Below are 24,665 nucleotides of genomic sequence, written 5' to 3' on the forward strand. Positions count from 1 at the left end.
GAGCGACCCGACCCCCGCCCCGGTCGGCCTCAGCCCCGCAGCTCCGCCAGCACGGCGTCGGTGAACACCGGCCACGCCTCGATCGCCCACGGCCCGAACGCCCGGTCCGTCAGGGCGACCCCGGCCACTCCCGCGTCCGGGTCGATCCACAGAAACGTACCCGACTGACCGAAATGTCCAAAGGTGCGCGGTGACGAGGAACTCCCCGTCCAGTGGGGCGACTTGGAGTTGCGGATCTCGAAGCCCAGACCCCAGTCGTTCGGGTTCTGGTGGCCGTACCCGGGCAGCACCCCCTTCGTCCCGGGGTACTGCACGCTCATCGCCTCCGCGACCGTCCGCGGATCCAGCAACCGCGGCGCCTGCACCTCCGCCGCGAACCGCAGCAGGTCGGCCACCGTGGACACGCCGTCCTTCGCGGGGGAGCCCGCCAGCGTCGTCGACGTCATGCCCAGCGGCTCCAGCACCGCCTGCCGCAGATACTCGGCGAACGGGATGTCCGCGGCCTTCGCGATGTGGTCCCCGAGCTGCTCGAACCCGGCATTGGAGTAGAGCCGGCGCTCACCGGGGGGCGCCGTCACCCGGTGCTCGTCGAAGGCCAGACCGGAGGTGTGCGCGAGGAGGTGGCGGACGGTCGAGCCGGGCGGCCCGGCCGGCTCGTCCAGCTCGACGGCGCCCTCCTCGTAGGCGACCAGCGCCGCGTACGCGGCCAGCGGTTTGGTGACCGAGGCGAGCGGAAAACGGTGCCCGACGGGGCCGTGGGTTCCGAGGACGGTCCCGTCGGCTCGGACGACTCCCGCCGCGGCGGTGGGTACGGGCCACTTCTCGATCGACGCCAGGCTCGTCAGGCTGTTCAACGACATGCCGACGAGCCTATGCGGCTCACAGCAGCAGCCGCATCGACGGGTCCCGGTCACGGGTGAAGCCGAGCGAGGCGTACAGCGGCTCGGCCTGCGAGGAGGCGTTCAGCAGGACCTGACCCGCGCCACGCTCCCGGAACCAGGCCAGCAGCTCCTCCATGCACGCACGCGCGTACCCGCGCCGCCGGGCGTCCGGGTCGGTCGCGACGCTGAAGACGTGCCCGACCCGCCCGTGCGGATTGCCGGCCTTCCCGATGCGGTACTCCAGCGTTCCGGCCACCAGCGCGGCCAGCGCCCCCGGCCGGTCCGGATGGTCCACGACGAAGGCGGCGAAGTCCCCGTCCGGCTCGGCCAGCCGCCCGCGCAGCGTCGGCAGCGACTCGGCATGCCAGTCCGTCGGCCCGCCGCCTCCCCCGCTGCCCAGAGAGTCGATCATCACCTGGCGCAGACGCAGCACTTCCATGGCATCCTCGGGCGCGGCCCGGCGTACGAGACTCATGTGCGGCACGCTAACCGTGCGCCCCGGCCCGCGTCCGGGGATTTCTTGCCGAATCCGCTTGCTTGGAGTGCACTCCAACCTCATAGCGTGGAGGCCATGACGGTGATGCAGACCACGCCAGCGGACACCGCACGAACCACCCCGGCAGACATCTGCTCCGCCCCGCCCAGACGCCATCCACGCCCCGACGGCGAGGACCGCTACACGATCAGCGAGGTCGTCGCGTTCACCGGCCTGACCGCGCACACCCTGCGCTGGTACGAGCGGATCGGCCTGATGCCGCACGTCGACCGCTCGCACACCGGCCAGCGGCGCTACCGCAACCGCGACCTGGACTGGCTGGACTTCGTGACCAAGCTGCGGCTGACCGGCATGCCGGTGGCGGACATGGTCCGGTACGCGGAACTGGTCCGGGAGGGCGAGAGCACCTACGGGGAACGCCGGGAACTGCTGGAGTCGACCCGCAGGGACGTCCTGAACAGGATCGCCGAACTGCGGGACACGCTCGCCGTGCTCGACCGCAAGATCAGCTTCTACGCGATGGAGGGGACCACGCGATGACCGACGCCAGGATTCCGACGGTACGGCTCGGCGAGGACGGACCGGAGGTCGGCGTACAGGGCCTCGGCTGCATGGGCATGAGCTTCGCCTACGGCCCCACCGACGCCGGCCAGGCACGCGCCGCGCTGGAGCGGGCGCTGGAGCTGGGCGTGACGCTGTACGACACGGCGGACGCCTACGGCGCCGGCGAGAACGAGCGCTTCCTCTCCCCCTTCTTCACGGCGCACCGCGACGAGGTGGTCATCGCCACCAAGTTCGCCCTGTCGATCCCCGAGGACGACCCGACCAAGCGGATCATCCGCAACGACGCGCCGTACATCCGCCAGGCGGTGGAGGCGAGCCTGAGGCGTCTGGACGTCGACGTGATCGACCTCTACTACATGCACCGCCGCGATCCGGAGGTCCCCATCGAGGAGACCGTCGGCACGATGGCGGAGCTGGTCCGCGAGGGCAAGGTCAAGCACCTCGGGCTGAGCGAGGTCACGGCCGACGAACTGCGCGCCGCGCACGCCGTGCACCCGATCGCCGCCGTGCAGTCGGAGTGGTCGCTGTTCAGCCGGGACATCGAGGCGAAGGTCGTACCGGCCGCGCGGGACCTGGGCGTGGCCCTGGTGCCGTACTCGCCGCTCGGCCGCGGCTTCCTCACCGGCTCCTTCACCAACGCCGAACAGGAGCTCACGGCCGACGACTTCCGCCGCCACCAGCCCCGCTTCACCGGCGCCAACGCGGCCGCCAACGCGGCCCTCCTGGAGCCCATCCGCGCGATCGCCGAGGCCCACGACGCCACCCTCGGCCAGATCGCCCTGGCCTGGGTCCAGCAGCGCGCCACGCTCGACGCCCTCCCGGTCGTCCCGATCCCGGGCACCCGCAAGCCGGGCCGGGTGGCGGAGAACGTGGCGGCCACGGCCATCGTCCTCACCGACGAGGAACTGTCCCGACTGGAGCCGATCGCGGCCAAGGTGGCGGGCGAGCGCTACGCGGACATGACGTTCACCTCCGCGGGCCGGGAGTAGGTCAGAGCTCGGCCAGCAACTCCGCCTTCTTGGAGGAGAACTCCTCATCGGTGACCAGCCCGGCCTGATGCAACTCCCCGAGATGACGGATCCGTTCGGCGATGTCGGCGGGGTCGCGCCGTGACGGGGCCGGTACCGCGGGTACCGGCCCCCGAGTGCGTACGGCCGCCAGGACGGCCGCGGCGAACGGCAGCGACTCGTGCACCGGGCCGTACCCGAGCCCGAAAACCACCGCCGCCGGATCCTGATCGGGCTGCACGGCGGCCGACTCGGCCGAGCGCCTGACCAGCCGCAGATGCCCCTCGAACACCTCCGGCGACCGCCACTCCACCCCGCTCAGCTCCGTGACCGGAAAGCTCTGGTCGCCGGCCTTCCACTTCGCCGAGGACGCGCCGGTCCACGACCAGCGGAACTGCACGGCCGTGCCGTCGAAGCTCGCCTTCCCGTCGTACGCCTTGAAGGACAGCGGTGCCTCGGGCGGCGCCACCAGATGGCGGTCGGTGGACCCGGACTCGGTCAACAGACCCTTCAGTTCGTCGGCGTAGTACTCGGCGAGTGTCTCCCGCTCGGCCGGGAGCACCAGGCGGTACGGATCGGAGCCCTCCTTCAGCTGTCCGGCCGCCGCCTCCATCAGCGGATCGGCGCCGACGCGCGGCAGCAGCCGCAGCACGACGGTGCCGCGCCTGCCCGGGGAGAGCGTCAGGCCCTCGACCGCGGACAGCGGGATGCGCCGCGCACCGAGTGCCTGGAACAACTTCGGTGTCCGAATCCCCCGTTCGTAACGGATGAGCACGGAGTCGGACTCGAACTCCCAGACGGCATGAAAACCCGCCAGTACGTCACCCATGCGGCTCATCGTATGCGGCACGTGCTCCTCCGTCGCCACCTGCGCAGACCGCACTTCCTGCTGTTTCTACGCGCGTCCGGCCGTGGTAGTGCCGGGCACACCGGCATGGCACAGGTCGTTCTCGCGTGCGCACGTCACCTCGTCGTACGCCCCGACCGCCACGTCGGCGAGGTTGCGCAGGCTGTCCGTGCCCGGCTGGAAGTAACCGGCGTGGCCCTGCGCGTCCCGGGCCGACAGCACGCGCGCACCGAACCCCGAGGACACCGGATCGGCACCGTGCCCGAGCCCGCCGAGCTCCAGGTACGGCACGTCCTGGATCCAGTCGGTGGCGTCCCGCATGGCCCACACCCGTGCCGAGGTCCCCAGGTGGGAGGCGCTGGAGACCCGCATGCCGGGGCTCGCGGCCACGGCTATGTCGGTCACCCGGCGCGGCATGGCGTGCGCGGCCACCCCGCAGACCACGGAGCCGTAGCTGTGGCAGACCATCGCCACCGGGGCGCGGCCGGGCAGGCCGCCCAGCAGCGCGTTCAGCCGTACGGCACCCTCCTCGGCGCGCAGTCCGGTGGCCGCGTCCATGCCGAGTCCGTCGGGGGCGGTGTAGTCGGCCCAGGCGATCACGGCCGTACGGGTCGCGGGGCTCTGCGCGCGCTCCGCCGCGTACAGCGCCTTGCCCATGCCGACCGGGGCGGTGTACTGGCGGTCGGTCCGCTGGAAGGTGAGCAGATCGGTGTCGACGCCGGGGACGACGACCGAGATCCGCTGCGCGTTGTCCAGGTTGCCGAACACCTCGGCGATACGGCCCGAACCCTCCGGATCGAAGGCCAGGATCTGGCGGCCCGGGGTCAGCAGGGACTCGTAGCGGTGCATACGACGGCCCGCGTCCTGCTGCCCGGCCGCGCTGAGCCGGCTGTCGTGCATGCGCTTCTTCTCGAGCTTGCGCTGCTGCTCCAGCGCGACGTGGTTGGCGCGGTAGCGCAGGGTGACCGGGGCGCCGTTCATGTTGCCGACCGCGAGTGCGTAGCGGCGGGCGAGACGGTCCTGGTCCTCGGGGGAGAGGGAGGCGAAGAAACGGCTGAGCCGGGCCGGAGCGGCCTGGGGGTCCGGCAGGTGGAGGCCGTGGATGCTGCCGTGCTCCCACTTGGCGAGCGAGGCCTGCAGGGCGGTCGACTCCCGGTGGCTGTGCAGGGCGGTCCAACCGGTGGTCGCGAGCATCACGAACACCACGGCCAGCGCCAGCAGGGCGCGCCAGACGTTCAGTTGCGGGGAGGTGTCGAAGGAAGTCACTGGGAGGACACACTAGGAGAACGGGAGGGTCTCGGGGTAACCGAGTGACAGGTATCACGTTTCGTCAGACGTCGAACGGGTTGTCAACGATCTTGGCTCGCGCGCCAGTTCCCGGTGAGTGCCGAACCCACCTGATCGAGGTAGGACGCGGTGAGTTGACGGATCGCCTCGAGGCTGAAGTCGTCGCCCGTGCACCACTGCCGTTCGGTGACCCTTATCACTCCGCCGAACACGGCCACGGCCAGCCGGGGTCGCGGGTCGGCGTCCACGTCCACGCCCTCGCGCTCGGCCAGCAGCCGCGCGATCGTCTCCTCCGTGGCGGCCGAGCGGCGCAGATGGGCGGCGAGCAGCGCGGGCGTCGACTCGATCGTCCGGTACATGCGCAGATACAGCTCGACCGGGACGGCCGACTCGACGGTCTCCCGGATCCCGTCCCAGCCCTCCAGGACCGCCTGCCGCAGCGCCTCCAGCGGCGCCTCGTGCGGCGGACGCGCGCGAACGGCCTCCACGAAGCGCGCCTCCGTCATCGCCTGGACCGCGAAGGCCACGTCCTCCTTGCCGGCGAAGTAACGGAAGAAGGTGCGCTGCGAGACGTCGACGGCCTCGGTGATCTCGTCGACGGTCGTGTGCTCGTAGCCCTGGCTCGTGAACAGCTCCAGAGCGGCCCGCAGCAGCGCCTCCCGGGTGCGCTGTTTCTTGCGTTCGCGCAGTGTTTCCATGGGTGTCAGTTACTGACGGATGAAATGGTTTGTCAATTGTCAGAGGCTGTCACTAGCCTCGAACACATGACTAGTCAGACCACCATCGACGCGACGGGGCCGGGGGACGCGGCACCCCAAGCCCCACTCGAGTCACCTCCGCCCGCGGGGCTGCGCGGCCATCCCTGGCTCACTCTGATCACCGTCGCCGTGGGCGTCATGATGGTGGCCCTCGACGGCACCATCGTGGCGATCGCCAACCCGGCGATCCAGAAGGACCTGGGGGCCACCTTCGCCCAGGTCCAGTGGATCACCAACGGCTACTTCCTCGCCCTCGCGGTCGCCCTGATCACCGCGGGCAAGCTCGGTGACCGCTTCGGGCACCGGCAGACCTTCCTCATCGGCGTGACCGGCTTCGCCGCCGCCTCCGGCGCCATCGGCCTGTCGCACAGCATCGCCGCGGTCGTCACCTTCCGCGTCTTCCAGGGCCTGTTCGGCGCGCTGCTGATGCCGGCCGCGCTCGGCCTGCTGCGGGCCACCTTCCCGGCCGAGAAGCTCAACATGGCCATCGGTATCTGGGGCATGGTGATCGGCGCGTCCACCGCGGGCGGCCCGATCCTCGGCGGCGTCCTCGTCGAGCACGTCGACTGGCAGTCGGTGTTCTTCATCAACGTGCCCGTCGGCGCGCTGGCCCTGGTCCTGGGCGTGCTGATCCTCCTCGACCACCGTGCGCAGAACGCCCCGCGCTCCTTCGACGTCCTCGGCATCGTGCTGCTCTCCGGGGCGATGTTCTGCCTGGTCTGGGCCCTGATCAAGGCTCCGACCTGGGGCTGGGGCGACGGCCGCACCTGGATCTTCATCGCCGCGTCCGTGGTGCTCTTCGCCCTGTTCGCCGTGTGGGAGACCAGGGTCAAGGAGCCGCTGATCCCGCTGGGGCTGTTCCGTTCCGTCCCGCTCTCGGCGGGCGTGGTGCTGATGGTTCTGATGGCCATAGCGTTCATGGGCGGGCTGTTCTTCGTGACGTTCTACCTGCAGAACGTCCACGGCATGAGCCCGATCGACGCCGGCCTGCACCTGCTGCCGCTCACCGGCATGATGATCGTCGGCTCGCCGCTCGCCGGTGCCGCGATCACCAAGCTCGGCCCGCGCATCCCGCTGGCCGGCGGCATGGCCGCGACCGCGATCGCCATGTACGGCATGTCGACCCTCAAGGCCGACACCGGCAGCGGCGTGATGTCGGTGTGGTTCGCGCTGCTCGGCCTCGGCCTCGCCCCGGTCATGGTCGGTGCCACGGAGGTCATCGTCGGCAACGCCCCCATGGAGCTGTCCGGGGTCGCCGGCGGCCTCCAGCAGGCGGCCATGCAGATCGGCGGCAGCCTCGGTACGGCCGTGCTGGGCGCCGTGATGGCCTCGAAGGTCGACAGCGACCTGCCGGGCAACTGGACCGGCGCCGGGCTGCCGCAGCTGACCCCGGGTCAGCTCGACAAGGCGGCGGAGGCGGTCCAGGTGGGCGTCGCCCCGGTGCCGAAGGGCGTGCCGGAGCAGATCGCCGCGAAGATCACCGAGGTGGCCCACCACACCTTCATCTCCGGTATGAGCCTCGCCTCCCTGGTCGCGGCGGGCGTGGCGGCGGTCGCCGTCCTCGTCGCGCTGCTCACCAAGCGCGGCGCGAACGCCGAGGCGGGTGCGGGCGTGGGCCACATCTGAGGCCCTCCTTCCGGGCGTCCACCGGCGGAGTTTCCCCTATCAGGGTGACTCCGCTAAAGATCGCTCGCACCGGGCGCGCGCCGCAGGTCACAGTGGGTCAAGTCCTCCGCAGGGCAATGGGGGGACCGCGGGCCGCGGCGCGCGCTGCCGGAGGGGGGTGGCGCGCGCAGGTCTGCCCGGACGGAACCGGGGTACCCGCACACCGAAGCCGGACTGTCCATGGACCTCAGGGAGTTGATGATGGCGGGCTTCGGGCACGGCACGCGCGGGTACCCCCGGTCACGTCGCCGGACGTGGCAACGGACCGGGCCGGACCGTGCGACGCTCGGGATCATCGGCACGATCTGTGCCGTTGCGGGCTTCTTCGCACTGGGCATCGCCCTCGGCCCGCTCGCGATGTTCTGCGGCTGGCAGGCCATGGGCCGCAAGTGGTCCAACGACCGCGACATCCCCGCCCTGGTGGCGCTGGTCCTGGGTGCGATCGACACGTTGCTGGCCGTCATCGCCCTGGCGGGCGCGGCGACGTGGGGCCACGGGCCGTTCTAGCCGACAGCAACTGGCCATGGACGGGGCCGCCTGCCGGTGCCGCCGTGTCGTGGCCCACAGCGGGCCCACACGGCGGAGCCGCCCGTCCGGCCCCGCGGCCCTTCAGGGCACTCGTCAACTCCGCTGCCGCTCCCGCTCGTCCACCAACCGAGCCACTTCCGACCGCAGCAGGCGAACCTCCTCGGCCAGATCGGCGATGGCCTGCGTCTGCCGCCGCTCCTCCACATCATCCTTCTCGAACTGCGAGATGAACCATGCGGCGATGTTCGCGGTGACGACACCCAGCAGCGCGATCCCCGACAGCATCAGACCGACGGCGATCATCCGCCCCAGCCCGGTCGTCGGCGCGTGGTCCCCGTACCCCACGGTCGTCATCGTCGTGAACGACCACCACACCGCGTCACCCAGCGTCCGGATGTTCCCCTTCGGCGAGTCCCGCTCCACGGACAGCACCGCCAGCGACCCGAACATCAGCAGCCCGATCACCGCCCCGCCGACATACGTGGTGAGCCGGATCTGCGAGGCCATCCGGGCCCGGCGTCCCACCAGAAGCAGCGTCGACACCATCCGCAGCAGCCGCAGCGGCTGCAGCAGGGGCAGCACCACGGCGCACAGGTCTATCCAGTGCGTCCGGACGAACTCCCGGCGCCGCGGGGCGAGCGCCAGTCGCATCAGGTAGTCCACCGCGAACGCGGCCCACACCACCCACTCCGTGCCGGTGCAGACGAACGTCAGGGACCGGCTCGCGGGATTGTCCACGATCGGTACGGCATAGGCGACGGCGAACGCCACGGCCAGCGCCAGCAGCGGCCGTTGGGTGTGCCGTTCCCAACGCACCTGTGCCGACTGATGGTTCATGTCGGCCATGGTAAAGAAAAAGCAACGAGGGCGGCGCCACGCGTACTCCGGGCGCCGCCCTCGTTCAGCCGGTCAAGCCGGGCGACACCTACGCCTCACCACCGGCCGCCCCCGGGTGCGCCGCCGACACGTCCAGCAGCTGGTACCGGTCGATGGCCTGCTTGAGTACCGACCGGTCCACCTTGCCCTCCCGGGCCAGCTCGGTCAGCACCGCGACCACGATCGACTGGGCGTCGATGTGGAAGAACCGCCGCGCCGCACCCCGGGTGTCGGCGAAGCCGAAACCGTCCGCGCCCAGCGACTGGTACGTGCCCGGCACCCACCGCGCGATCTGGTCCGGAACCGATCGCATCCAGTCGGACACGGCTACGAACGGGCCCTCCGCGCCGCTGAGCTTGCGCGTCACATACGGCACCCGCTGCTCCTCCTCCGGGTGCAGCAGGTTGTGCTCCTCGCACTCCACCGCCTCGCGGCGCAGCTCGTTCCAGGAGGTGGCCGACCAGACGTCGGCGCGCACGTTCCAGTCCGCCGCGAGGATCCGCTGCGCCTCGAGCGCCCACGGGACCGCCACGCCGGACGCCAGGACCTGCGCCGGAACGGAGCCGGAGGTGCCCTCGCTCAGCTTGTGGATGCCCTTGAGGATGCCCTCGACGTCCACGTTCGCCGGCTCGGCCGGGTGCTGGATGGGCTCGTTGTAGACGGTCAGGTAGTAGAAGACGTCCTCGCCGTGCGGGTGCTCGGCGTCGCCGCCGTACATCCGGCGCAGGCCGTCCTGGACGATGTGCGCGATCTCGTAGCCGTACGCCGGGTCGTAGGCCACGCACGCCGGGTTGGTCGAGGCGAGCAGCTGGGAGTGGCCGTCCGCGTGCTGCAGGCCCTCGCCGGTCAGGGTCGTACGGCCGGCGGTCGCGCCCAGTACGAATCCGCGCGCCAGCTGGTCGGCCATCTGCCAGAACTGGTCGCCGGTGCGCTGGAAACCGAACATCGAGTAGAAGACGTAGACCGGGATCAGCGGCTCGCCGTGCGTGGCGTAGGCCGAGCCCGCCGCGATCAGGGAGGCCGTACAGCCCGCCTCGGAGATGCCGTCGTGCAGCATCTGGCCGGTCGGCGACTCCTTGTAGGCGAGCAGCAGCTCCCGGTCCACCGACTCGTACTGCTGGCCCAGCGGGTTGTAGATCTTCGCGCTCGGGAAGAAGGAGTCCATGCCGAACGTGCGGTACTCGTCCGGCGCGATCAGCACGAACCGCTTGCCGATCTCCTTGTCCCGCATGAGGTCCTTGAGGAGCCGGACGAAGGCCATCGTCGTGGCGATGGACTGCTGGCCCGTGCCCTTCTTCACCGTCGCGTAGGTCTTGTCGTCCGGCAGCGCCAGCGGCTTGGAGCGCACGACGCGCGTCGGGACGTACCCGCCGCACTGCTTGCGCATGTCGTGCATGTACTGGATCTCGTCCGTGTCCCGGCCCGGGTGGTAGTACGGCGGCACGCCGGACTCCAGCTCCTTGTCGGAGATCGGCAGGTGCAGCCGGTCCCGGAAGCGCTTGAGGTCGTCGACCGTCAGCTTCTTCATCTGGTGCGTGGCGTTGCGGCCCTCGAAGTTGGGGCCCAGCGTCCAGCCCTTGATCGTCTTGGCCAGGATGACGGTCGGCTGGCCCTTGTGTTCCGTGGCCGCCTTGAACGCCGCGTAGATCTTGCGGTGGTCGTGACCGCCGCGGCCCAGGTGCAGGATCTGGTCGTCGGTCATGTTCTCGACCATGGCGCGCAGCCGGTGGTCGTCGCCGAAGAAGTGCTCGCGGATGTAGGCGCCGGACTCCGTGGCGTACGTCTGGAACTGGCCGTCCGGGGTCGTGTTCATCTTGTTGACGAGGATGCCGTCCCGGTCCTGCGCGAGCAGCGGGTCCCAGGTGCGGTCCCAGATCAGCTTGATCACGTTCCAGCCGGCGCCCCGGAAGATCGACTCCAGCTCCTGGATGATCTTGCCGTTGCCGCGCACCGGGCCGTCCAGCCGCTGCAGGTTGCAGTTGACCACGAAGGTCAGGTTGTCCAGGCCCTCCCGGGCCGCGATGGACAGCTGGCCCAGCGACTCCGGCTCGTCCATCTCGCCGTCGCCGAGGAACGCCCACACGTGCGACCTGGAGGTGTCGGCGATGCCGCGCGCCTGCATGTAGCGGTTCATCCGCGCCTGGTAGATCGCGCCGAGCGGGCCGAGGCCCATGGAGACGGTCGGGAACTCCCAGAAGTCGGGCATCGAGCGCGGGTGCGGGTAGCTGGACAGGCCGTTGGGGTACTTCGACTTCTCCTGGCGGAAGCCGTCCAGCTGGTCCTCGGTGAGCCGGTCGAGCAGGTAGGCGCGCGCGTAGATGCCCGGGGAGGCGTGGCCCTGGAAGAAGACCTGGTCGCCGCCGTCGCCCTCGTCCTTGCCACGGAAGAAGTGGTTGAAGCCGACGTCGTACAGCGAGGCGGAGGAGGCGAAGGTGGCGATGTGGCCGCCGACACCGATGCCGGGGCGCTGGGCGCGCGAGACCATCACGGCCGCGTTCCAGCGGGTCGCGTTGAGGATCCTGCGCTCGATCTCCTCGTTGCCCGGGAAGAACGGCTCGCTCTTGGTCGGGATCGTGTTGACGTAGTCCGTGCTGCGCATCTCGGGCACGGCCACGCGCCGCTCGCGGGCCCGCTCGATCAGCCGGAGCATGAGGTAGCGGGCCCTCTCCCGGCCGCGCTCGTCCACGGCGGCGTCCAGGGAGTCGAGCCACTCCTGGGTTTCCTCGGGGTCGAAGTCAGGAACCTGACTCGGAAGGCCGCCAATGATGATCGGATTGCGATCGGATCCGGAAGCCACGCTGTTCCTTACCTGTCAGAGGGCCGATTTCTTACTCGTGCCTACACCGTTCCCCATCGTGTACCTCGGGGCGGCGTACGTCATCTCCTCGGTGTCACCCGTCGGTCTCCCTCGGTCAAAACGCAACGATACGCCCGGGGTGTGACAGGCTTGGCAAAGGTGTTCGAGGCGCGTATCGCCGGATGATTCTGAGATGATTTCGAACGGTGCAAACCGGGCACATCGGTGTGATGTGGCTCACTCGGAATCGAGATACGGTGCCAGGAGTTGCGGCGACACGGCCCGGATCGTCACCGTTTCGGCGGTCCAAACGGCCGGGTACTTGCGCGATCCGCCCCGCCCGTGTGGACTACGGCCAATGCTTCGCGCACGCGCGTGGCTGAGATACTCATCAAGACATGATCAGGAGGCAACCCGTGAGCGCGACCGCGGACCACGCGGAGGAGCGGACGAACCCTGCCGCCAGGCTGGGGTTCCAGCCCGGGCAGGTGGTCCAGGAGATCGGCTACGACGACGACGTCGACCAGGAGCTCCGCGAGGCCATCGAGGAAGCCATCGAGGGCGACCTCATGGACGAGGACTACGACGACGTGGCCGACGCCGTTGTGCTGTGGTTCCGTGACGACGACGGCGACCTGACGGATGCGCTGGTGGATGCCACCACGTACATCGAAGAGGGCGGCGCGATCCTGCTTCTCACGCCGAAGACCGGCCGTGCGGGGTACGTGGAGCCGAGCGACATCCAGGACGCCGCCACGACGGCCGGCCTGACGGCGTCGAAGAGCGTCAGTGTGGGCAAGGACTGGAGCGGAAGCCGGCTGGCCACGCCGAAGGCAGCCAAGTCCAAGAAGTGATCTCCTCTCCCCCACCGGACGGGCCGGCTTTCGCCCCGGCCCGTCCGGAAGGCCCCGGTGATCGCTGCGTAGGGTGGACCCGAGCGTGTGCTGTGCGCTCAACCCGAACGGCCCACCGAAGGGATGCACGACGATGGCGATCCAGGTCGGCGACAAGGCGCCCGACTTCGAGCTCAAGGACAACCACGGCAGGACCGTGAAGCTCTCGGACTTCCGCGGCGAGAAGAACGTGGTCCTGCTCTTCTACCCCTTCGCCTTCACCGGCGTCTGCACCGGCGAGCTGTGCGAGCTGCGCGACAACCTGCCGAAGTTCGAAGGCCGCGACACCCAGCTGCTCGCCGTCTCCAACGACTCCATCCACACCCTGCGCGTCTTCGCCGAGCAGGAGGGCCTGGAGTACCCGCTGCTCAGCGACTTCTGGCCGCACGGCAACGTCTCGCGCGCGTACGGCGTCTTCGACGAGGACAAGGGATGCGCCGTCCGGGGCACCTTCATCATCGACAGGGAGGGCGTCGTGCGGTGGACCGTGGTCAACGGCCTGCCGGACGCGCGCGACCTGAACGACTACGTGAAGGCGCTCGACACCCTTTAGGCCCCTGTAGGCCGACCGTGGCCGACACCTGTGATTCTCCGGGTCCAGGGTCTGCGGGGGGCGGGAACCCGTCACTAGGATCGGCTCGTTGATCCCATATCCGAAGCACGACGGGGCTCCCCGCCCCTGGACACCACATGGAGGACCCGTGGGAGTCAGCCTCAGCAAGGGCGGCAACGTATCGCTGACGAAGGAGGCCCCGGGCCTGACCGCCGTCATCGTCGGTCTGGGGTGGGACGTGCGCACCACGACCGGCACCGACTTCGACCTCGACGCCAGCGCGCTGCTGCTGAACAACTCCGGCAAGGTCGCCAGCGACCAGCACTTCGTCTTCTTCAACAACCTCAAGAGCCCCGACGGCTCGGTCGAGCACACCGGTGACAACCTCACCGGTGAGGGCGAGGGTGACGACGAGCAGATCAAGGTCAACCTGAGCGGCGTCCCGGCCGACATCGAGAAGATCGTCTTCCCCGTGTCGATCTACGACGCCGAGAACCGCCAGCAGTCCTTCGGCCAGGTCCGCAACGCGTTCATCCGCGTCGTGAACCAGGCCAACCAGCAGGAGATCGCCCGCTACGACCTCAGTGAGGACGCCTCCACCGAGACGGCCATGGTCTTCGGCGAGCTGTACCGGCACGGGGCGGAGTGGAAGTTCCGGGCCATCGGCCAGGGCTACGCCTCCGGCCTGCGCGGCATCGCGCAGGACTTCGGCGTCAACGTCTGATCCCGGCAGGGTTACGACACCTGCACCGTCCGGCGCCGCACCGTTTACGGTCGGCGCCGGACGCGCAGGACAACCAGGGAAAGCACCACTAGGGGAGGACCAGCATCATGGGCGTCACGCTCGCCAAGGGGGGCAATGTCTCCCTCTCGAAGGCCGCACCGAACCTCACGAACGTCACGATCGGGCTCGGCTGGGACGCGCGTTCCACCACCGGCGCCCCCTTCGACCTGGACGCCAGCGCGCTGCTGTGCGGCGCCGGCAACCGCGTCCTGGGCGACGAGTGGTTCGTCTTCTACAACCAGCTCAAGAGCCCCGACGGCTCGGTCGAGCACACCGGTGACAACCTCACCGGTGAGGGCGAGGGCGACGACGAAACGATCCTCGTGGACCTCACCAAGGTCCCGGCCCACTGCGAGAAGATCGTCTTCCCCGTCTCCATCCACATGGCGGACGAGCGCGGCCAGACTTTCGGCCAGGTCTCCAACGCCTTCATCCGGGTCGTGAACCAGGCCGACGGCCAGGAACTGGCCCGCTACGACCTCAGCGAGGACGCCTCCACCGAGACCGCCATGATCTTCGGCGAGCTGTACCGCTACCAGGGCGAATGGAAGTTCCGCGCGGTCGGTCAGGGGTACGCGTCGGGCCTGCGCGGCATCGCCCTCGACTTCGGGGTGAACGTCTCGTAGCCGAACTCCCTCCTCGTGGCCCGGGCTGTGGCTTTTCGGTGAGGACCGCCCTCGGCGCTACCAGCGACCGGGTGTCCCTCTACACTCGTGGTCAACGTTTAGCAAAGCCGAGTACGGCGCGGGGGAGCCCCGTACTGACACGATTGGGTAGCCAGTGCTTCTGAAAACCTTCGGCTGGTCGTTCGCGGTCACCGCGCTCGGCCTGGTCGCCGCGGTCTTCTACGGGGGGTGGGAGGCCTTCGGCGTCGTGGCGATCCTGGCCGTGCTCGAGATCTCGCTGTCGTTCGACAACGCGGTGGTCAACGCCGGCATCCTGAAGAAGATGAACGCCTTCTGGCAGAAGATCTTCCTCACCGTCGGCGTTCTCATCGCGGTGTTCGGCATGCGGCTGGTCTTCCCGGTCGTGATCGTCGCCCTCACGGCCAAGCTCAACCCGTACGACGCGGTCCACCTGGCCCTCACCGACAAGGACCGCTACCAGCAGCTGGTCACCGACGCCCACCCGGCGATCGCCGCGTTCGGCGGGATGTTCCTGTTGATGATCTTCCTGGACTTCATCTTCGAGGACCGGGACATCCAGTGGCTGCAGTGGCTGGAGCGGCCGCTGGCCAAGCTCGGCAAGATCGACATGCTGTCGGTCTGCGTCTCGCTGATCGTCCTGCTGATCACCTCCTTCACCTTCGCCACCCAGGCCCACCAGCACGGAGGCGCCCATGTCGACAAGGCGCAGACGGTCCTGATCGCCGGTATCGCCGGCCTGATCACCTACATGATCGTCGGCGGCCTGTCCGGGTACTTCGAGGACCGGCTGGAGGAAGAGGAGGAGCGCGAGCACGAGGAGGAGGAAGAGGCCGCCCGCACCGGCAAGAAGCGCTCGCCGGTCGTCCTGGCCGGCCAGGCGGCGTTCTTCATGTTCCTCTACCTCGAGGTCCTGGACGCGTCCTTCTCCTTCGACGGAGTGATCGGCGCCTTCGCCATCACCAACGACATCGTGATGATGGCCCTCGGCCTCGGCATCGGCGCGATGTACGTCCGGTCCCTCACGGTCTACCTGGTCCGCCAGGGCACCCTCGACGACTACGTCTACCTGGAGCACGGCGCCCACTACGCCATCGGCGCCCTGGCCGTGATCCTCATGGTCACCATCCAGTACGAGATCAACGAGGTCGTCACCGGTCTCGTCGGCGTCGTCCTGATCGCCTGGTCCTTCTGGTCCTCCGTCCGCCGCAACCGCGCCCTCGCGGCCGAGGGCGAGGGCACCGACGAGAAGACCGAGGTCTCCTCAGGGGTGTGATCCCGGCCCCTACGGGACGGGTACGTGACAGATCCGGGCTGTGACAGGGTGTGACACCCCGCCCGGCGAGGAACGCTCTGAATCGGGGCGGCCGACGCGCTCGGCCGCCCCGACGGCGTGGTGAACGAGTACGTGAACACCTGGGGGCGGGAATGGGTTTCTTCGACGGGCTGCGGGGCGCCAGCGCCGCCGAATTCGACGCGGGCAACTCGACGAACACGATCGAACTGACCAGGCGGCACCAGACGGTGTCCCTCACCAAGCAGGACGCGGCCACCGGCCACCTGCGCGTCAACCTCACCTGGCGGATGCGCACCTCCGACTTCGACAGCAACCAGCGCACCAGCCTCCTGCGACACCCCTTCAAGGCCCTCAGGCCACCGGAGGTCCTCGGCCACGGCCAGAGCATGGTCAACGTCGACCTCGACCTCGGCTGTCTCTACGAACTGACCGACGGCACCAAGGGCGTCGTCCAGCCGCTCGGCAACTACCTCGGCGACGTCAACGCACCGCCCTACATCAAGCTCAGCGGCGACGACCGCTTCGGCTCGGCGTCCGGCGAGACGATGTACGTCAACCTCGACCACCGCGACGCGATCAAGCGCCTGCTGGTCTTCGTCTACATCTACGACCAGACCCCGGCCTTCGACCGCACCCACGCCATCGTCACCCTGTACCCCAGCAACGGCCCCCGCATCGAGATAGGCCTCGACGAACGCCATCCCCAGGCCCGCTCCTGCGCGGTGGTGATGATCGAGAACATCAAGGGCGAACTGGTCGTCCGCCGCGAGGTGAAGTTCGTGTACGGCTTCCAGGGCGAGCTGGACCGCCTGTACGGATGGGGGCTGCAGTGGGGGAGGGGCTACAAGACGAAGGTGGACAGGTGAGGCGCCCCGTAAGGGGCGCGGGGCCGTATCGATATGCGGCTCCGCCGCGCGGGCGCGAGAAACCACATCGCGCCCGCAGTCGCAGAACCACATGAGGTCCCGACCCATTGGGCGCACTCACCGCCCGATGAACTGTGGCCCCTGCGGAGGCAACCGGAAGTTCGGATCCACCGGCCCCACAGCCACCGGCACCGGCGCAGCCACAGGCTGGGGGTACCCGTACGCCGGCGGAGCCGACGTCGGCTGCGGATACCCGTAGGCCGGCGGCTGCTGCGGAACCGCCGGAGGCTCAGGCTCTTCCTCCGACTCGTCCACCGAGATACCGAAGTCCGTCGCGAGCCCCTTCAGCCCGTTCGAATACCCCTCGCCCAGCGCGCGGAACTTCCAGCCCTCCCCGCGCCGGTACAGCTCGCCGCAGATCAGCGCGGTCTCCGCACCCGTCTCCGGCTTGATCTCGAAGCGGGCCAGTGGCTCGGCGTCGGCGACCGCGGCGTCGTACAGCAGGATGCACAGCGCCGGCACCCGGTCGAAGGTGATCCCGTCCGCGGACGCGACCAGCAGGATCCGGCCGACGTCCGGCTCCACGCCGGGCAGATCCGTCTGGATCGTGTCGGTCAGCCCCTCGGCGACGCGCTTCTTGCCCAGCCGCCACACCTTTCCGGAGGGGTGCCGGGGCTGGTTGTAGAAGACGAAGTCCTCGTCGGAGCGCACACGGCCGTCGGGGCCCAGCAGCAGCGCCGAGGCGTCCACGTCCGGAACCCCCTGCCCGGGCGTCCAGCGCAGCACGGCGCGGACCGTGTCGGCTTCCAGCGGGACGTTCGACCCCTTCAGCATCGCGTGCGTCATGCGGTCATCCTGCCTTCTCGGTCCTGGTCACGACAATGCGGGGGGTGGTGTCCCAGAGCGGTGCGGACACGGGCGAGTTACCGGAAATTCATGCCCGCGGGGAACCTCCGACATGGATCCCTACGTACTATTACCGGCCACCCTTTACCCAACACTGAGACTCGGGCTCGCGACCCTGAGGGAGTCCTATGCGTCATTTCGGGCACATCGCCCCCGAGGTGCGGCAGCGCCTCTTCCACCGGGAGCCGTGCGCGTTCACCGCCGACGCTCCGGCCCGGCTGCTCGCCGCTGCCCTCGGCGCCACCCTGTACAGCCCGGCCACCCGGCCGCGGCTCGCCGACGACATCGTCAAGCAGGCCGGGAACGGCGTGGTCTCGATGGTGCTGTGCCTGGAGGACTCGATCGACGACGCGGACGTCGTGGCCGGCGAGGAGAACCTCGTCCGCCAGTTCGCCGACCTGGCCGCCCGGCCCGGCGTCGAGCCGCCGCTGCTCTTCATCCGGGTGCGCACGCCCGAGCAGATCCCCGACCTCGTACAGCGCCTCGGTGTGTCCGTCCGGCTGCTGTCCGGATTCGTGCTGCCCAAGTTCACCGAGGAACGCGGCATCCCCTTCCTCGAGGCCCTGACGGCCGCCGAGGCGGTCAGCGGGCACCGGCTGTTCGCCATGCCCGTCCTGGAGTCCCCGGAACTGCTCTACCGCGAGTCCCGCGTGGACACCCTGGAGGGCATCGCCCGCGCGGTCGACAAGTACCGCGACCGGGTCCTCGCGCTGCGCCTCGGCGTGACCGACTTCTGCTCCAGCTACGGCCTGCGCCGCGCCCCCGACATGACCGCCTACGACGTCCAGATCGTCGCCTCCGTGATCGCCGACGTCGTGAACATGCTCGGCCGGGCCGACGGCACCGGATTCACCGTGACCGGGCCCGTGTGGGAGTACTTCCGGGTCTCCGAGCGCATGTTCAAGCCGCAGCTGAGGCAGAGCCCCTTCCTGGAGGTGCAGGCCGTCGAGCTGCGCGAGAGGCTGATCGAGCACGCCATGGACGGGCTGCTGCGGGAGATCTCCCTGGACCAGGCCAACGGCCTGCTCGGCAAGACCTGCATACACCCCTCCCACGTGCTGCCCGTCCACGCGCTGTCCGTGGTCAGCCACGAGGAGTACAGCGACGCCCAGGACATCCTGCGGCCGGAACGCGGCGGCGGGGGTGTACTCCGGTCGGCCTACACGAACAAGATGAACGAGGTGAAGCCGCACCGCGCCTGGGCCGAGCGGACCCTGCTGCGCGCCGAGGTCTTCGGCGTGGCCCACCAGGACGTCGGCTTCGTGGAGCTGCTCGCCGCCGGGATACCCGGCTGAGCCGGGCCGATCTTTCAACGACGTCAAGGAACGCATGAAGAACGCAGTGAACGACGGGGTCTGGTCCGGCAGCTGGGTCGCCGAGCGGCTCGGGGTCGAACTCGTGGGGGACGACGGCCTGCGGGCCCTGCTCGGGCTCGCCCTGCGGCGCAACCCCAAGCGGGCCCATCTGCTGGTCTCGAACGTCCTCGGCAAGCATGTGCCGCAGTCGCCGACGGTGGTGTACGGCCATGGGTTCCGGCTCGGTCGTCAGGTCGCCGAGCTGCTCTCCGAGGCCGAGGCGCGCGATGCGGTGGTCCTGGGATACGCGGAGACCGCGACCGGGCTGGGCCACGCGGTCGCCGACGGGCTCGCCACGGTGCCGTATCTGCACTCCACGCGCCGGCCGGTGGCCGGGGTCGCCCCTGCGGGCGGCTTCGAGGAGTCCCACTCGCATGCCACGTCGCACCTTCTGCTGCCCGAGGATCCCGGGCTGCTGGCCGGTGACGGCCCGCTGGTGCTCGTCGACGACGAGTTCTCCACCGGTAACACCGTGCTGAACACCATCCGTGACCTGCAGGAACGGTATCCGCGGGGGCGGTACGTGGTGGTGGCGCTGGTCGATATGCGGTCGGCTGAGGACATCGAGCGGATGGAGCGGTTCGCCGACGAGATCGGGGCGCGGGTGGATCTGGTCGCCGCCGCGTCCGGGATCGTACGGCTGCCCTCGGATGTGCTGGAGAAGGGGCGGCAGCTGGTGGCGCACCATGACGTCGCCGGGTGCGGGTCCGATGAGGTGGCTCGCGCCCATGCGGCGGTTCGTGTGGACCTGCGCTGGCCCCACCGTCTCCCCGACGGCGGGCGCCACGGCTTCACCCCCGCCCACCGGGACCGTCTGGAGGCCGCGCTCCCCGAGATGGCGGCTCGAATAAGCGACGCCCTGCCCCCCGGCGCGCGCCGCGTGCTCGTCCTCGGGTTCGAGGAGCTGATGTACGCCCCGCTGCGGCTCGCCCGTGAGCTGGAGCAGGTCCTGGCAGGGGCAGAGGTGCGGTTCTCCACCACCACCCGTTCGCCGGTCCTCGCGCTGGACGACCCCGGGTATGCGATCCGTACCCGGCTGGTCTTCCCCGCTCACGACGACCCGGCCGACGGCCCCGGCGAACGCTACGCCTACAACGTCGCGGGCGGCGGCTTCGACGCCGTCGTCGCCGTGGTCGACTCCGTCGCCGACACCCCCGCCCTGCACGCGCCCGGCGGTCTGCTGGCCCGCCTCGCCGCCCACACCCCGCACGTCCTGCTCGCGGTCGTCCCGTCGTACGTACCGCACGCTCCCGAAAGGCCGGCCATGCTGCCCGAGCCCCTCCGCGGCCCCGCATTCTCCAGCTACGCGCCCGAGGAGGTCGGCTGGCTGCTCCAGGACCTCTCCGAGGTCACGCTGGAGGCGCCGACCGAGGAGCGGGAGGAGGCCATCCAGAGCGGCGGCGCGCACTACGCCGAGTCGCTCCCGGTGGAGTACCAGCCCAGCGAGCAGTACCAGGAGCTGTTCCAAGCGGCCCTGGACACCTCCGCGGCCCGGATCGCCCAGGCGGTCGGCGTGGTGACCGAGGCCGTCATCGCCGAGCGGTCGCCGCGCCCGGTGCTGGTCTCGCTCGCCCGCGCGGGCACGCCGGTCGGCATCCTGATGCGCCGCTGGGCCCGGTACCGGCACGGCCTGGACCTGCCGCACTACGCGGTGTCGATTGTGCGCGGCCGGGGCATCGACGCGACCGCGCTGCGCTGGCTCGCCGCCCACCACGACCCGCGGGACGTCGTGTTCGTCGACGGCTGGACCGGCAAGGGCGCCATCACCCGCGAACTCGCCCAGGCCGTCCAGGGGTTCGAGGCGAAGGAGGGCATCACCGGCTTCGACCCGGAGATCGCCGTGCTCGCCGACCCGGGCTCCTGCGTGCGCACCTACGGCACCCGGGAGGACTTCCTCATACCCTCCGCCTGCCTCAACTCGACGGTCTCCGGCCTCATTTCCCGTACGGTGCTGCGTGCGGACCTGGTCGGTCCGGACGACTTCCACGGTGCGAAGTTCTACCGCGAACTCGCCGGCGCCGACGTCTCCGTGGCCTTCCTCGACGCCGTCTCCGCCCGCTTCCCGGAGGTCGCCGACACCGTCGGCACCGCGGTCAAGGAGCTGATGGCCGAGGACCGCGCCCCGACCTGGGCCGGCTGGCGGGCCGTCGAGCGGATCAGTGAGGAGTACGGCATCCACGACGTGAACCTGGTCAAGCCCGGAGTCGGCGAGACCACCCGGGTACTGCTGCGCCGGGTGCCCTGGAAGATCCTCGCGCGCGAGGGGGCCGGCGCCGACCTCGACCACGTCCGCCTGCTCGCCGAGCAGAGGGGCGTCCCCGTCGAGGAGGTCGGAGAACTGCCGTACACCTGCGTCGGGCTGATCCACCCCAAGTACACGCGCGGTGCCACGGGCGCCGACGGCAAGGCGGTGAACGTCTGATGCCGGTGCTGGTGGCGAGCGACCTCGACCGTACTCTGATCTACTCCTCGGCGGCCCTCGCGCTGACCATGCCGGACGCGCGGGCGCCCAGGCTGCTGTGCGTGGAGGTGCACGAGGCCAAGCCGCTCTCCTACATGACGGAGACGGCGGCCCAGCTGCTCACCGACCTCGGCGACACGGCCGTCTTCGTGCCGACGACGACCCGGACGCGCAAGCAGTACCAGCGGATCAACCTGCCCGGGCCGCCCCCGAAGTACGCGATCTGCGCCAACGGCGGCCATCTGCTGGTCGACGGCGTGACGGACGCCGACTGGCATGCGAGGGTGCTCGCCCGCCTCGCCGACGAGTGCGCGCCGCTGGCGGAGGTCCACGAGCATCTGATGCGCGCGGCGGACCCGGCCTGGGTGCGCAAGCAGCGCATCGCCGAGGACCTGTTCGCCTACCTCGTCGTCGAGCGCGAGCTGCTGCCCGAGGAGTGGGTGAAGGAGCTGGCGGTGTGGGCGGAGAACCGGGGCTGGACCGTCTCGCTCCAGGGCCGCAAGATCTACGCCGTCCCGAAGCCGCTCACCAAGAGCGCGGCCGTCCAGGAGATCGTCCGCCGCACCGGAGCGGAGCTGACACTGGCGGCCGGCGACTCCCTCCTGGACGCCGACCTCCTCCTCGCAGCCGACCGCGGCTGGCGCCCGGGGCACGGGGAACTGGCCGACTCGGGTTGGGCAGCACCGGAGGTCGCGGCACTTCCGGAGCGGGGGGTGCTGGCGGGGGAGAGAATCGTACGGGAGTTTCTGAGGGCGGTACGGCAGCCAACCCAAGGGGCGCGAGGCTGTGTCTGATATGCGGCTCCGCCGCGTGGGCGCGACCAGCCACGATGGTGCCGCACTCGCACGACGGCACTGCGCGGCACCCCCGTAGGCGACTACCCGCAACAGCCCCCACCACAGCAACCGCCGCCCCCGCCCTGCGCCGCAGGCGAGCCCGCACTCTGTGCGACACCGCCCACCGCCACGGTCGACAGCAGCTTGACCGTGTCGCCATGCCCCGCGGGGCACGTCGCGGGGGCGGCGGACTCGGCCATGGGGCGGCTCAGTTCGAAGGTGTCACCGCAGGTACGGCAGCGGTACTCGTAGCGAGGCATGGGCACAGATTAACCGGCGTCCCGGGGAAGCTCCCGCTCGGTCGCCTCGGGATGGCGGGCCCGCCAGTACGGATTGTCGTGCGGCAGGGTCGAGCCGACCCGGCCGTACATGCCGAAGGTCATCAGCAGCAGGCCCACGATGAAGCTGAAGAACACGTTCTGGATCTTGAACGCCAGGAAGTTGTAGTCGGTGTCCAGCAGGGCGAGGTTCAGGAAGCCGTTCAGCAGGAACAGCACTCCGAACACCATGTTCAGCGTGGACGCCACATTGCCGCCGATCGCCATGCCCGCGAGCAGGATGGCCCCGACGACGATGGACAGCACGCTCAGCGTTCCGTTGGTGTTCAGCCCGGCGACCGAGTTGCCACCGGTGTCGAAGAAGCCGATGTGGTTGATCAGACCCAGGATGCCGAAGACGACGAGGAACGCGCCGATCAGGCCCGCACCGATCCGGTAGACCGTGTTCAGCCGGTGGTCGACGGGCAGGTGCTCGTCGAACCGGATCCGCCGTCGCGGCGTCGTGTGCACGTGTGTGGCCATGTCCGCCTCCCTCGGGCGCTAGCGGAGGCCATCCGTCCATCCAATATCCGCCTGCCCCAGGGCGCTCTGCAACCGCCGGGACTACAGCGCGTGCACCCGCTCAGTGCCCTCCGCGTTCTTCCCGGATCTGCCCCACCACCCGGGCGGCCGTCTGCCGGACGGCCTCGGTCTCGGTGAGGAAGTGCCAGTAGTCGGGATGCCGCCCCTCCTGGAGCGAACCGATCGCCCGCTCCAGCCGCCCCACCGCGTCGTCCAGCGGCCGGGCGTGCCGGGGATCCGGCGTCGTACGGCCGGTCATGGCCAGCCGCTGGGCGTCCCGGATGGCGAACCGGGTCCGCTCGATCTCCGCCTGCGGATCCTTCTGCACCTCGTTCAGCCGCCGCAGCCGCTCACCCGCGGCCGACACGGCCTCGTCGGTGACGTTCAGCAGGGCCCGCACCGTCGACAGCAGGGAGGTGGCTTCCGGCCAGCGCTGGGCGTCCCGCGCCGCCTGGGCCTCGCGGAGCTTGAGCTCGGCCTGCCGTACGTTCTCCGCGGCCTGCTCGGGCACGTGCTGCAGGTCCTGCCAGCAGGCGGCCGCGAACCGGCGCCGCAGCTCGCTCAGCACCGGGTCCACCTGCCCGGCCCTGGTGGTCAGCGCCTGGGCCCGGGTGCGCAGGCTGACCAGCCGGTGGTCGATGTCGGCGGCCTTCTCCGGCAGCCGTTCGGCCTCCGCCCGGATCGCCCCGGCCTCCCGCTGCACCCGCTCGGCCCGCTCCAGGGTCTGCGCCAGGCCGTGCTGCCCGGCGCCCTGGTTCAGCTTGGTCAGCTCGGGGGAGAGGGCCGCGAGCCGGCCGGCCAGGTCATGGGCCCTGAGGCCCTGCTCCCGTACGGCGTCCAGGGCGTTGCTCGCGCCCAGCAGGGCCTGCCGGGCCCGCTCCACGGCGGGCGCCAGCCGGGCCAGCTGGGTCTCGGCCTTGCCGAGCAGCGGCCCGAGCGAGCTGCCGAAACGGTCCAGCTCCTGCTTGACCCGGACCAGTTCGTCCTTGGCGGACGTCAGCTCCGCACGCGCCCGGGAGGCCGCGGCGGCCTCCAGATCGTCGCGGTCCAGGTCATGGGCGTCCACGGCCTGGATGTAGCGCCGGCTGACCTCGTCGATGCGCTGCCCGAGCGCCGCGAAGTCGGTGGCGGCACGCCGGGCGGCGGGGGAGTCGTCCACGGCCGTGATGGTCTCGATGGAGATCCTCAAGTCGCGCTGGGCGGTGTCGAGTTCGTAGAACGCGGCCGCCGCGGCGTCCTTCGCGGCCTGTGCCTCGGCCCGCTGGCTCTCCGCCCGGCCGCCGAACCAGCGCCGGGTGCCGCCGCCGGCGAACGCGGCGGGCAGGGCGAGCGCGGCCAGCAGCGGCAGGCCGAGCAGGGTGAGGGTGTCACGCAGGGCAGCGGCCCCGGACCGGGCCGGGACGGTCGGCGGGAGGGGCGACGGCGGCGTGGAGGAGAGGGGCGACGGCGCGGTCGGTCGCGGGACCGACGGCGGGTGCGACCGCGTCGCTGGCGTGCCCGGTGTCGCCGTCACATCCCTCTCCCG

The 24,665-nt window shown here is 70.2% G+C and carries 24 protein-coding genes; 13 read left to right on the plus strand and 11 right to left on the minus strand.

Annotated elements, in window-relative coordinates:
* Positions 1-29 precede the first annotated feature (29 nt).
* Both FB563_RS22700 and FB563_RS22705 read right to left on the minus strand, forming a co-directional pair.
* Entirely contained in the window at positions 30-860 is an 831-nt protein-coding gene (locus FB563_RS22700; protein ID WP_055704068.1) for a serine hydrolase domain-containing protein, read from the minus strand.
* 19 nt (positions 861-879) lie between these two features.
* The gene (locus tag FB563_RS22705; protein WP_055704067.1) at positions 880-1,356 is read right to left on the minus strand and encodes a GNAT family N-acetyltransferase; all 477 of its coding nucleotides are present in this window, start codon (positions 1,354-1,356) and stop codon (positions 880-882) included.
* 96 nt (positions 1,357-1,452) lie between these two features.
* Between FB563_RS22705 and FB563_RS22710 the strand changes: the two genes are divergently transcribed.
* Positions 1,453-1,917 (plus strand): MerR family transcriptional regulator, encoded by a 465-nt coding sequence (locus tag FB563_RS22710; protein WP_055704066.1) that lies wholly within the window; start codon positions 1,453-1,455, stop codon positions 1,915-1,917.
* The gene (locus tag FB563_RS22715) at positions 1,914-2,930 is read left to right on the plus strand and encodes an aldo/keto reductase (protein WP_055704065.1); all 1,017 of its coding nucleotides are present in this window, start codon (positions 1,914-1,916) and stop codon (positions 2,928-2,930) included. Before FB563_RS22710 ends, FB563_RS22715 begins: the two co-directional genes overlap by 4 nt.
* A 1-nt stretch (position 2,931) precedes the next feature.
* Here the strand turns inward: FB563_RS22715 and FB563_RS22720 are convergent, their stop codons facing one another.
* The 3 genes from FB563_RS22720 to FB563_RS22730 all read right to left on the minus strand — a co-directional run bounded on the left by FB563_RS22720 (position 2,932) and on the right by FB563_RS22730 (position 5,780).
* The gene (locus FB563_RS22720) at positions 2,932-3,777 is read right to left on the minus strand and encodes a DUF4429 domain-containing protein (protein ID WP_055704064.1); all 846 of its coding nucleotides are present in this window, start codon (positions 3,775-3,777) and stop codon (positions 2,932-2,934) included.
* A gap of 66 nt (positions 3,778-3,843) precedes the next feature.
* Entirely contained in the window at positions 3,844-5,061 is a 1,218-nt protein-coding gene (locus tag FB563_RS22725; protein WP_055704063.1) for an alpha/beta hydrolase, read from the minus strand.
* Between the two features lie 83 nt (positions 5,062-5,144).
* A complete protein-coding gene (locus FB563_RS22730; protein ID WP_055704062.1) occupies positions 5,145-5,780 on the minus strand; it encodes a TetR family transcriptional regulator in 636 nt (211 codons plus the stop codon).
* A gap of 66 nt (positions 5,781-5,846) precedes the next feature.
* On the opposite strand from FB563_RS22730, the gene FB563_RS22735 reads away from it, so the two are divergent.
* Positions 5,847-7,466, plus strand: a complete 1,620-nt coding sequence (locus FB563_RS22735) for an MFS transporter (protein WP_055704061.1) — start codon at positions 5,847-5,849, stop codon at positions 7,464-7,466.
* Between the two features lie 240 nt (positions 7,467-7,706).
* Positions 7,707-8,012, plus strand: coding sequence for a hypothetical protein (locus FB563_RS22740; protein ID WP_055704090.1), 306 nt, complete (start codon positions 7,707-7,709; stop codon positions 8,010-8,012).
* Positions 8,013-8,126: 114 nt separating this feature from the next.
* On the opposite strand, the gene FB563_RS22745 is transcribed toward FB563_RS22740, so the two are convergent.
* Together FB563_RS22745 and aceE are read right to left on the minus strand one after the other, a co-directional pair.
* Entirely contained in the window at positions 8,127-8,870 is a 744-nt protein-coding gene (locus FB563_RS22745) for a potassium channel family protein (RefSeq protein WP_055704089.1), read from the minus strand.
* Between the two features lie 88 nt (positions 8,871-8,958).
* Entirely contained in the window at positions 8,959-11,706 is a 2,748-nt protein-coding gene (gene aceE, locus FB563_RS22750; protein WP_055704060.1) for a pyruvate dehydrogenase (acetyl-transferring), homodimeric type, read from the minus strand.
* 416 nt (positions 11,707-12,122) lie between these two features.
* On the opposite strand from aceE, the gene FB563_RS22755 reads away from it, so the two are divergent.
* The 6 genes from FB563_RS22755 (at position 12,123) to FB563_RS22780 (ending at position 16,743) form a co-directional block, all read left to right on the plus strand.
* Positions 12,123-12,560 (plus strand): DUF3052 domain-containing protein, encoded by a 438-nt coding sequence (locus tag FB563_RS22755; protein ID WP_055704059.1) that lies wholly within the window; start codon positions 12,123-12,125, stop codon positions 12,558-12,560.
* A gap of 133 nt (positions 12,561-12,693) precedes the next feature.
* A complete protein-coding gene (locus FB563_RS22760) occupies positions 12,694-13,152 on the plus strand; it encodes a peroxiredoxin (RefSeq protein WP_055704058.1) in 459 nt (152 codons plus the stop codon).
* A gap of 148 nt (positions 13,153-13,300) precedes the next feature.
* On the plus strand, positions 13,301-13,876 hold the full coding sequence (locus tag FB563_RS22765) for a TerD family protein (RefSeq protein WP_055704057.1): 576 nt from the start codon (positions 13,301-13,303) through the stop codon (positions 13,874-13,876).
* Positions 13,877-13,983: 107 nt separating this feature from the next.
* Entirely contained in the window at positions 13,984-14,562 is a 579-nt protein-coding gene (locus FB563_RS22770; RefSeq protein ID WP_055704056.1) for a TerD family protein, read from the plus strand.
* 154 nt (positions 14,563-14,716) lie between these two features.
* Positions 14,717-15,856, plus strand: a complete 1,140-nt coding sequence (locus FB563_RS22775; protein ID WP_055704055.1) for a DUF475 domain-containing protein — start codon at positions 14,717-14,719, stop codon at positions 15,854-15,856.
* Positions 15,857-16,008: 152 nt separating this feature from the next.
* A complete protein-coding gene (locus FB563_RS22780) occupies positions 16,009-16,743 on the plus strand; it encodes a TerD family protein (RefSeq protein WP_055704054.1) in 735 nt (244 codons plus the stop codon).
* Between the two features lie 117 nt (positions 16,744-16,860).
* Here the strand turns inward: FB563_RS22780 and FB563_RS22785 are convergent, their stop codons facing one another.
* A complete protein-coding gene (locus FB563_RS22785; RefSeq protein ID WP_055704053.1) occupies positions 16,861-17,589 on the minus strand; it encodes a TerD family protein in 729 nt (242 codons plus the stop codon).
* Between the two features lie 188 nt (positions 17,590-17,777).
* Between FB563_RS22785 and FB563_RS22790 the strand changes: the two genes are divergently transcribed.
* From FB563_RS22790 to FB563_RS22800, 3 genes are read left to right on the plus strand one after another with little or no spacing between them, the layout of a single operon-like run.
* Positions 17,778-18,944 (plus strand): HpcH/HpaI aldolase/citrate lyase family protein, encoded by a 1,167-nt coding sequence (locus FB563_RS22790; RefSeq protein ID WP_055704052.1) that lies wholly within the window; start codon positions 17,778-17,780, stop codon positions 18,942-18,944.
* A gap of 34 nt (positions 18,945-18,978) precedes the next feature.
* On the plus strand, positions 18,979-21,426 hold the full coding sequence (locus FB563_RS22795) for a phosphoribosyltransferase (protein ID WP_055704051.1): 2,448 nt from the start codon (positions 18,979-18,981) through the stop codon (positions 21,424-21,426).
* Positions 21,426-22,259: an HAD family hydrolase gene (locus FB563_RS22800; protein WP_055704050.1), complete on the plus strand. Its 834-nt coding sequence runs from the start codon at positions 21,426-21,428 to the stop codon at positions 22,257-22,259. The genes FB563_RS22795 and FB563_RS22800 overlap by 1 nt, the downstream gene beginning before the upstream one ends.
* 83 nt (positions 22,260-22,342) lie before the next feature.
* On the opposite strand, the gene FB563_RS22805 is transcribed toward FB563_RS22800, so the two are convergent.
* The 3 genes from FB563_RS22805 to FB563_RS22815 all read right to left on the minus strand — a co-directional run bounded on the left by FB563_RS22805 (position 22,343) and on the right by FB563_RS22815 (position 24,653).
* A complete protein-coding gene (locus tag FB563_RS22805; protein WP_079048528.1) occupies positions 22,343-22,561 on the minus strand; it encodes an FmdB family zinc ribbon protein in 219 nt (72 codons plus the stop codon).
* A gap of 9 nt (positions 22,562-22,570) precedes the next feature.
* Entirely contained in the window at positions 22,571-23,101 is a 531-nt protein-coding gene (locus FB563_RS22810; RefSeq protein ID WP_055704049.1) for a DUF4383 domain-containing protein, read from the minus strand.
* Between the two features lie 100 nt (positions 23,102-23,201).
* On the minus strand, positions 23,202-24,653 hold the full coding sequence (locus tag FB563_RS22815; RefSeq protein ID WP_055704048.1) for a nucleoporin Nup88 family protein: 1,452 nt from the start codon (positions 24,651-24,653) through the stop codon (positions 23,202-23,204).
* Positions 24,654-24,665 lie beyond the last annotated feature (12 nt).

This window comes from Streptomyces puniciscabiei, from assembly GCF_006715785.1.
GTDB classification, from domain to species: Bacteria; Actinomycetota; Actinomycetes; order Streptomycetales; family Streptomycetaceae; genus Streptomyces; species Streptomyces puniciscabiei.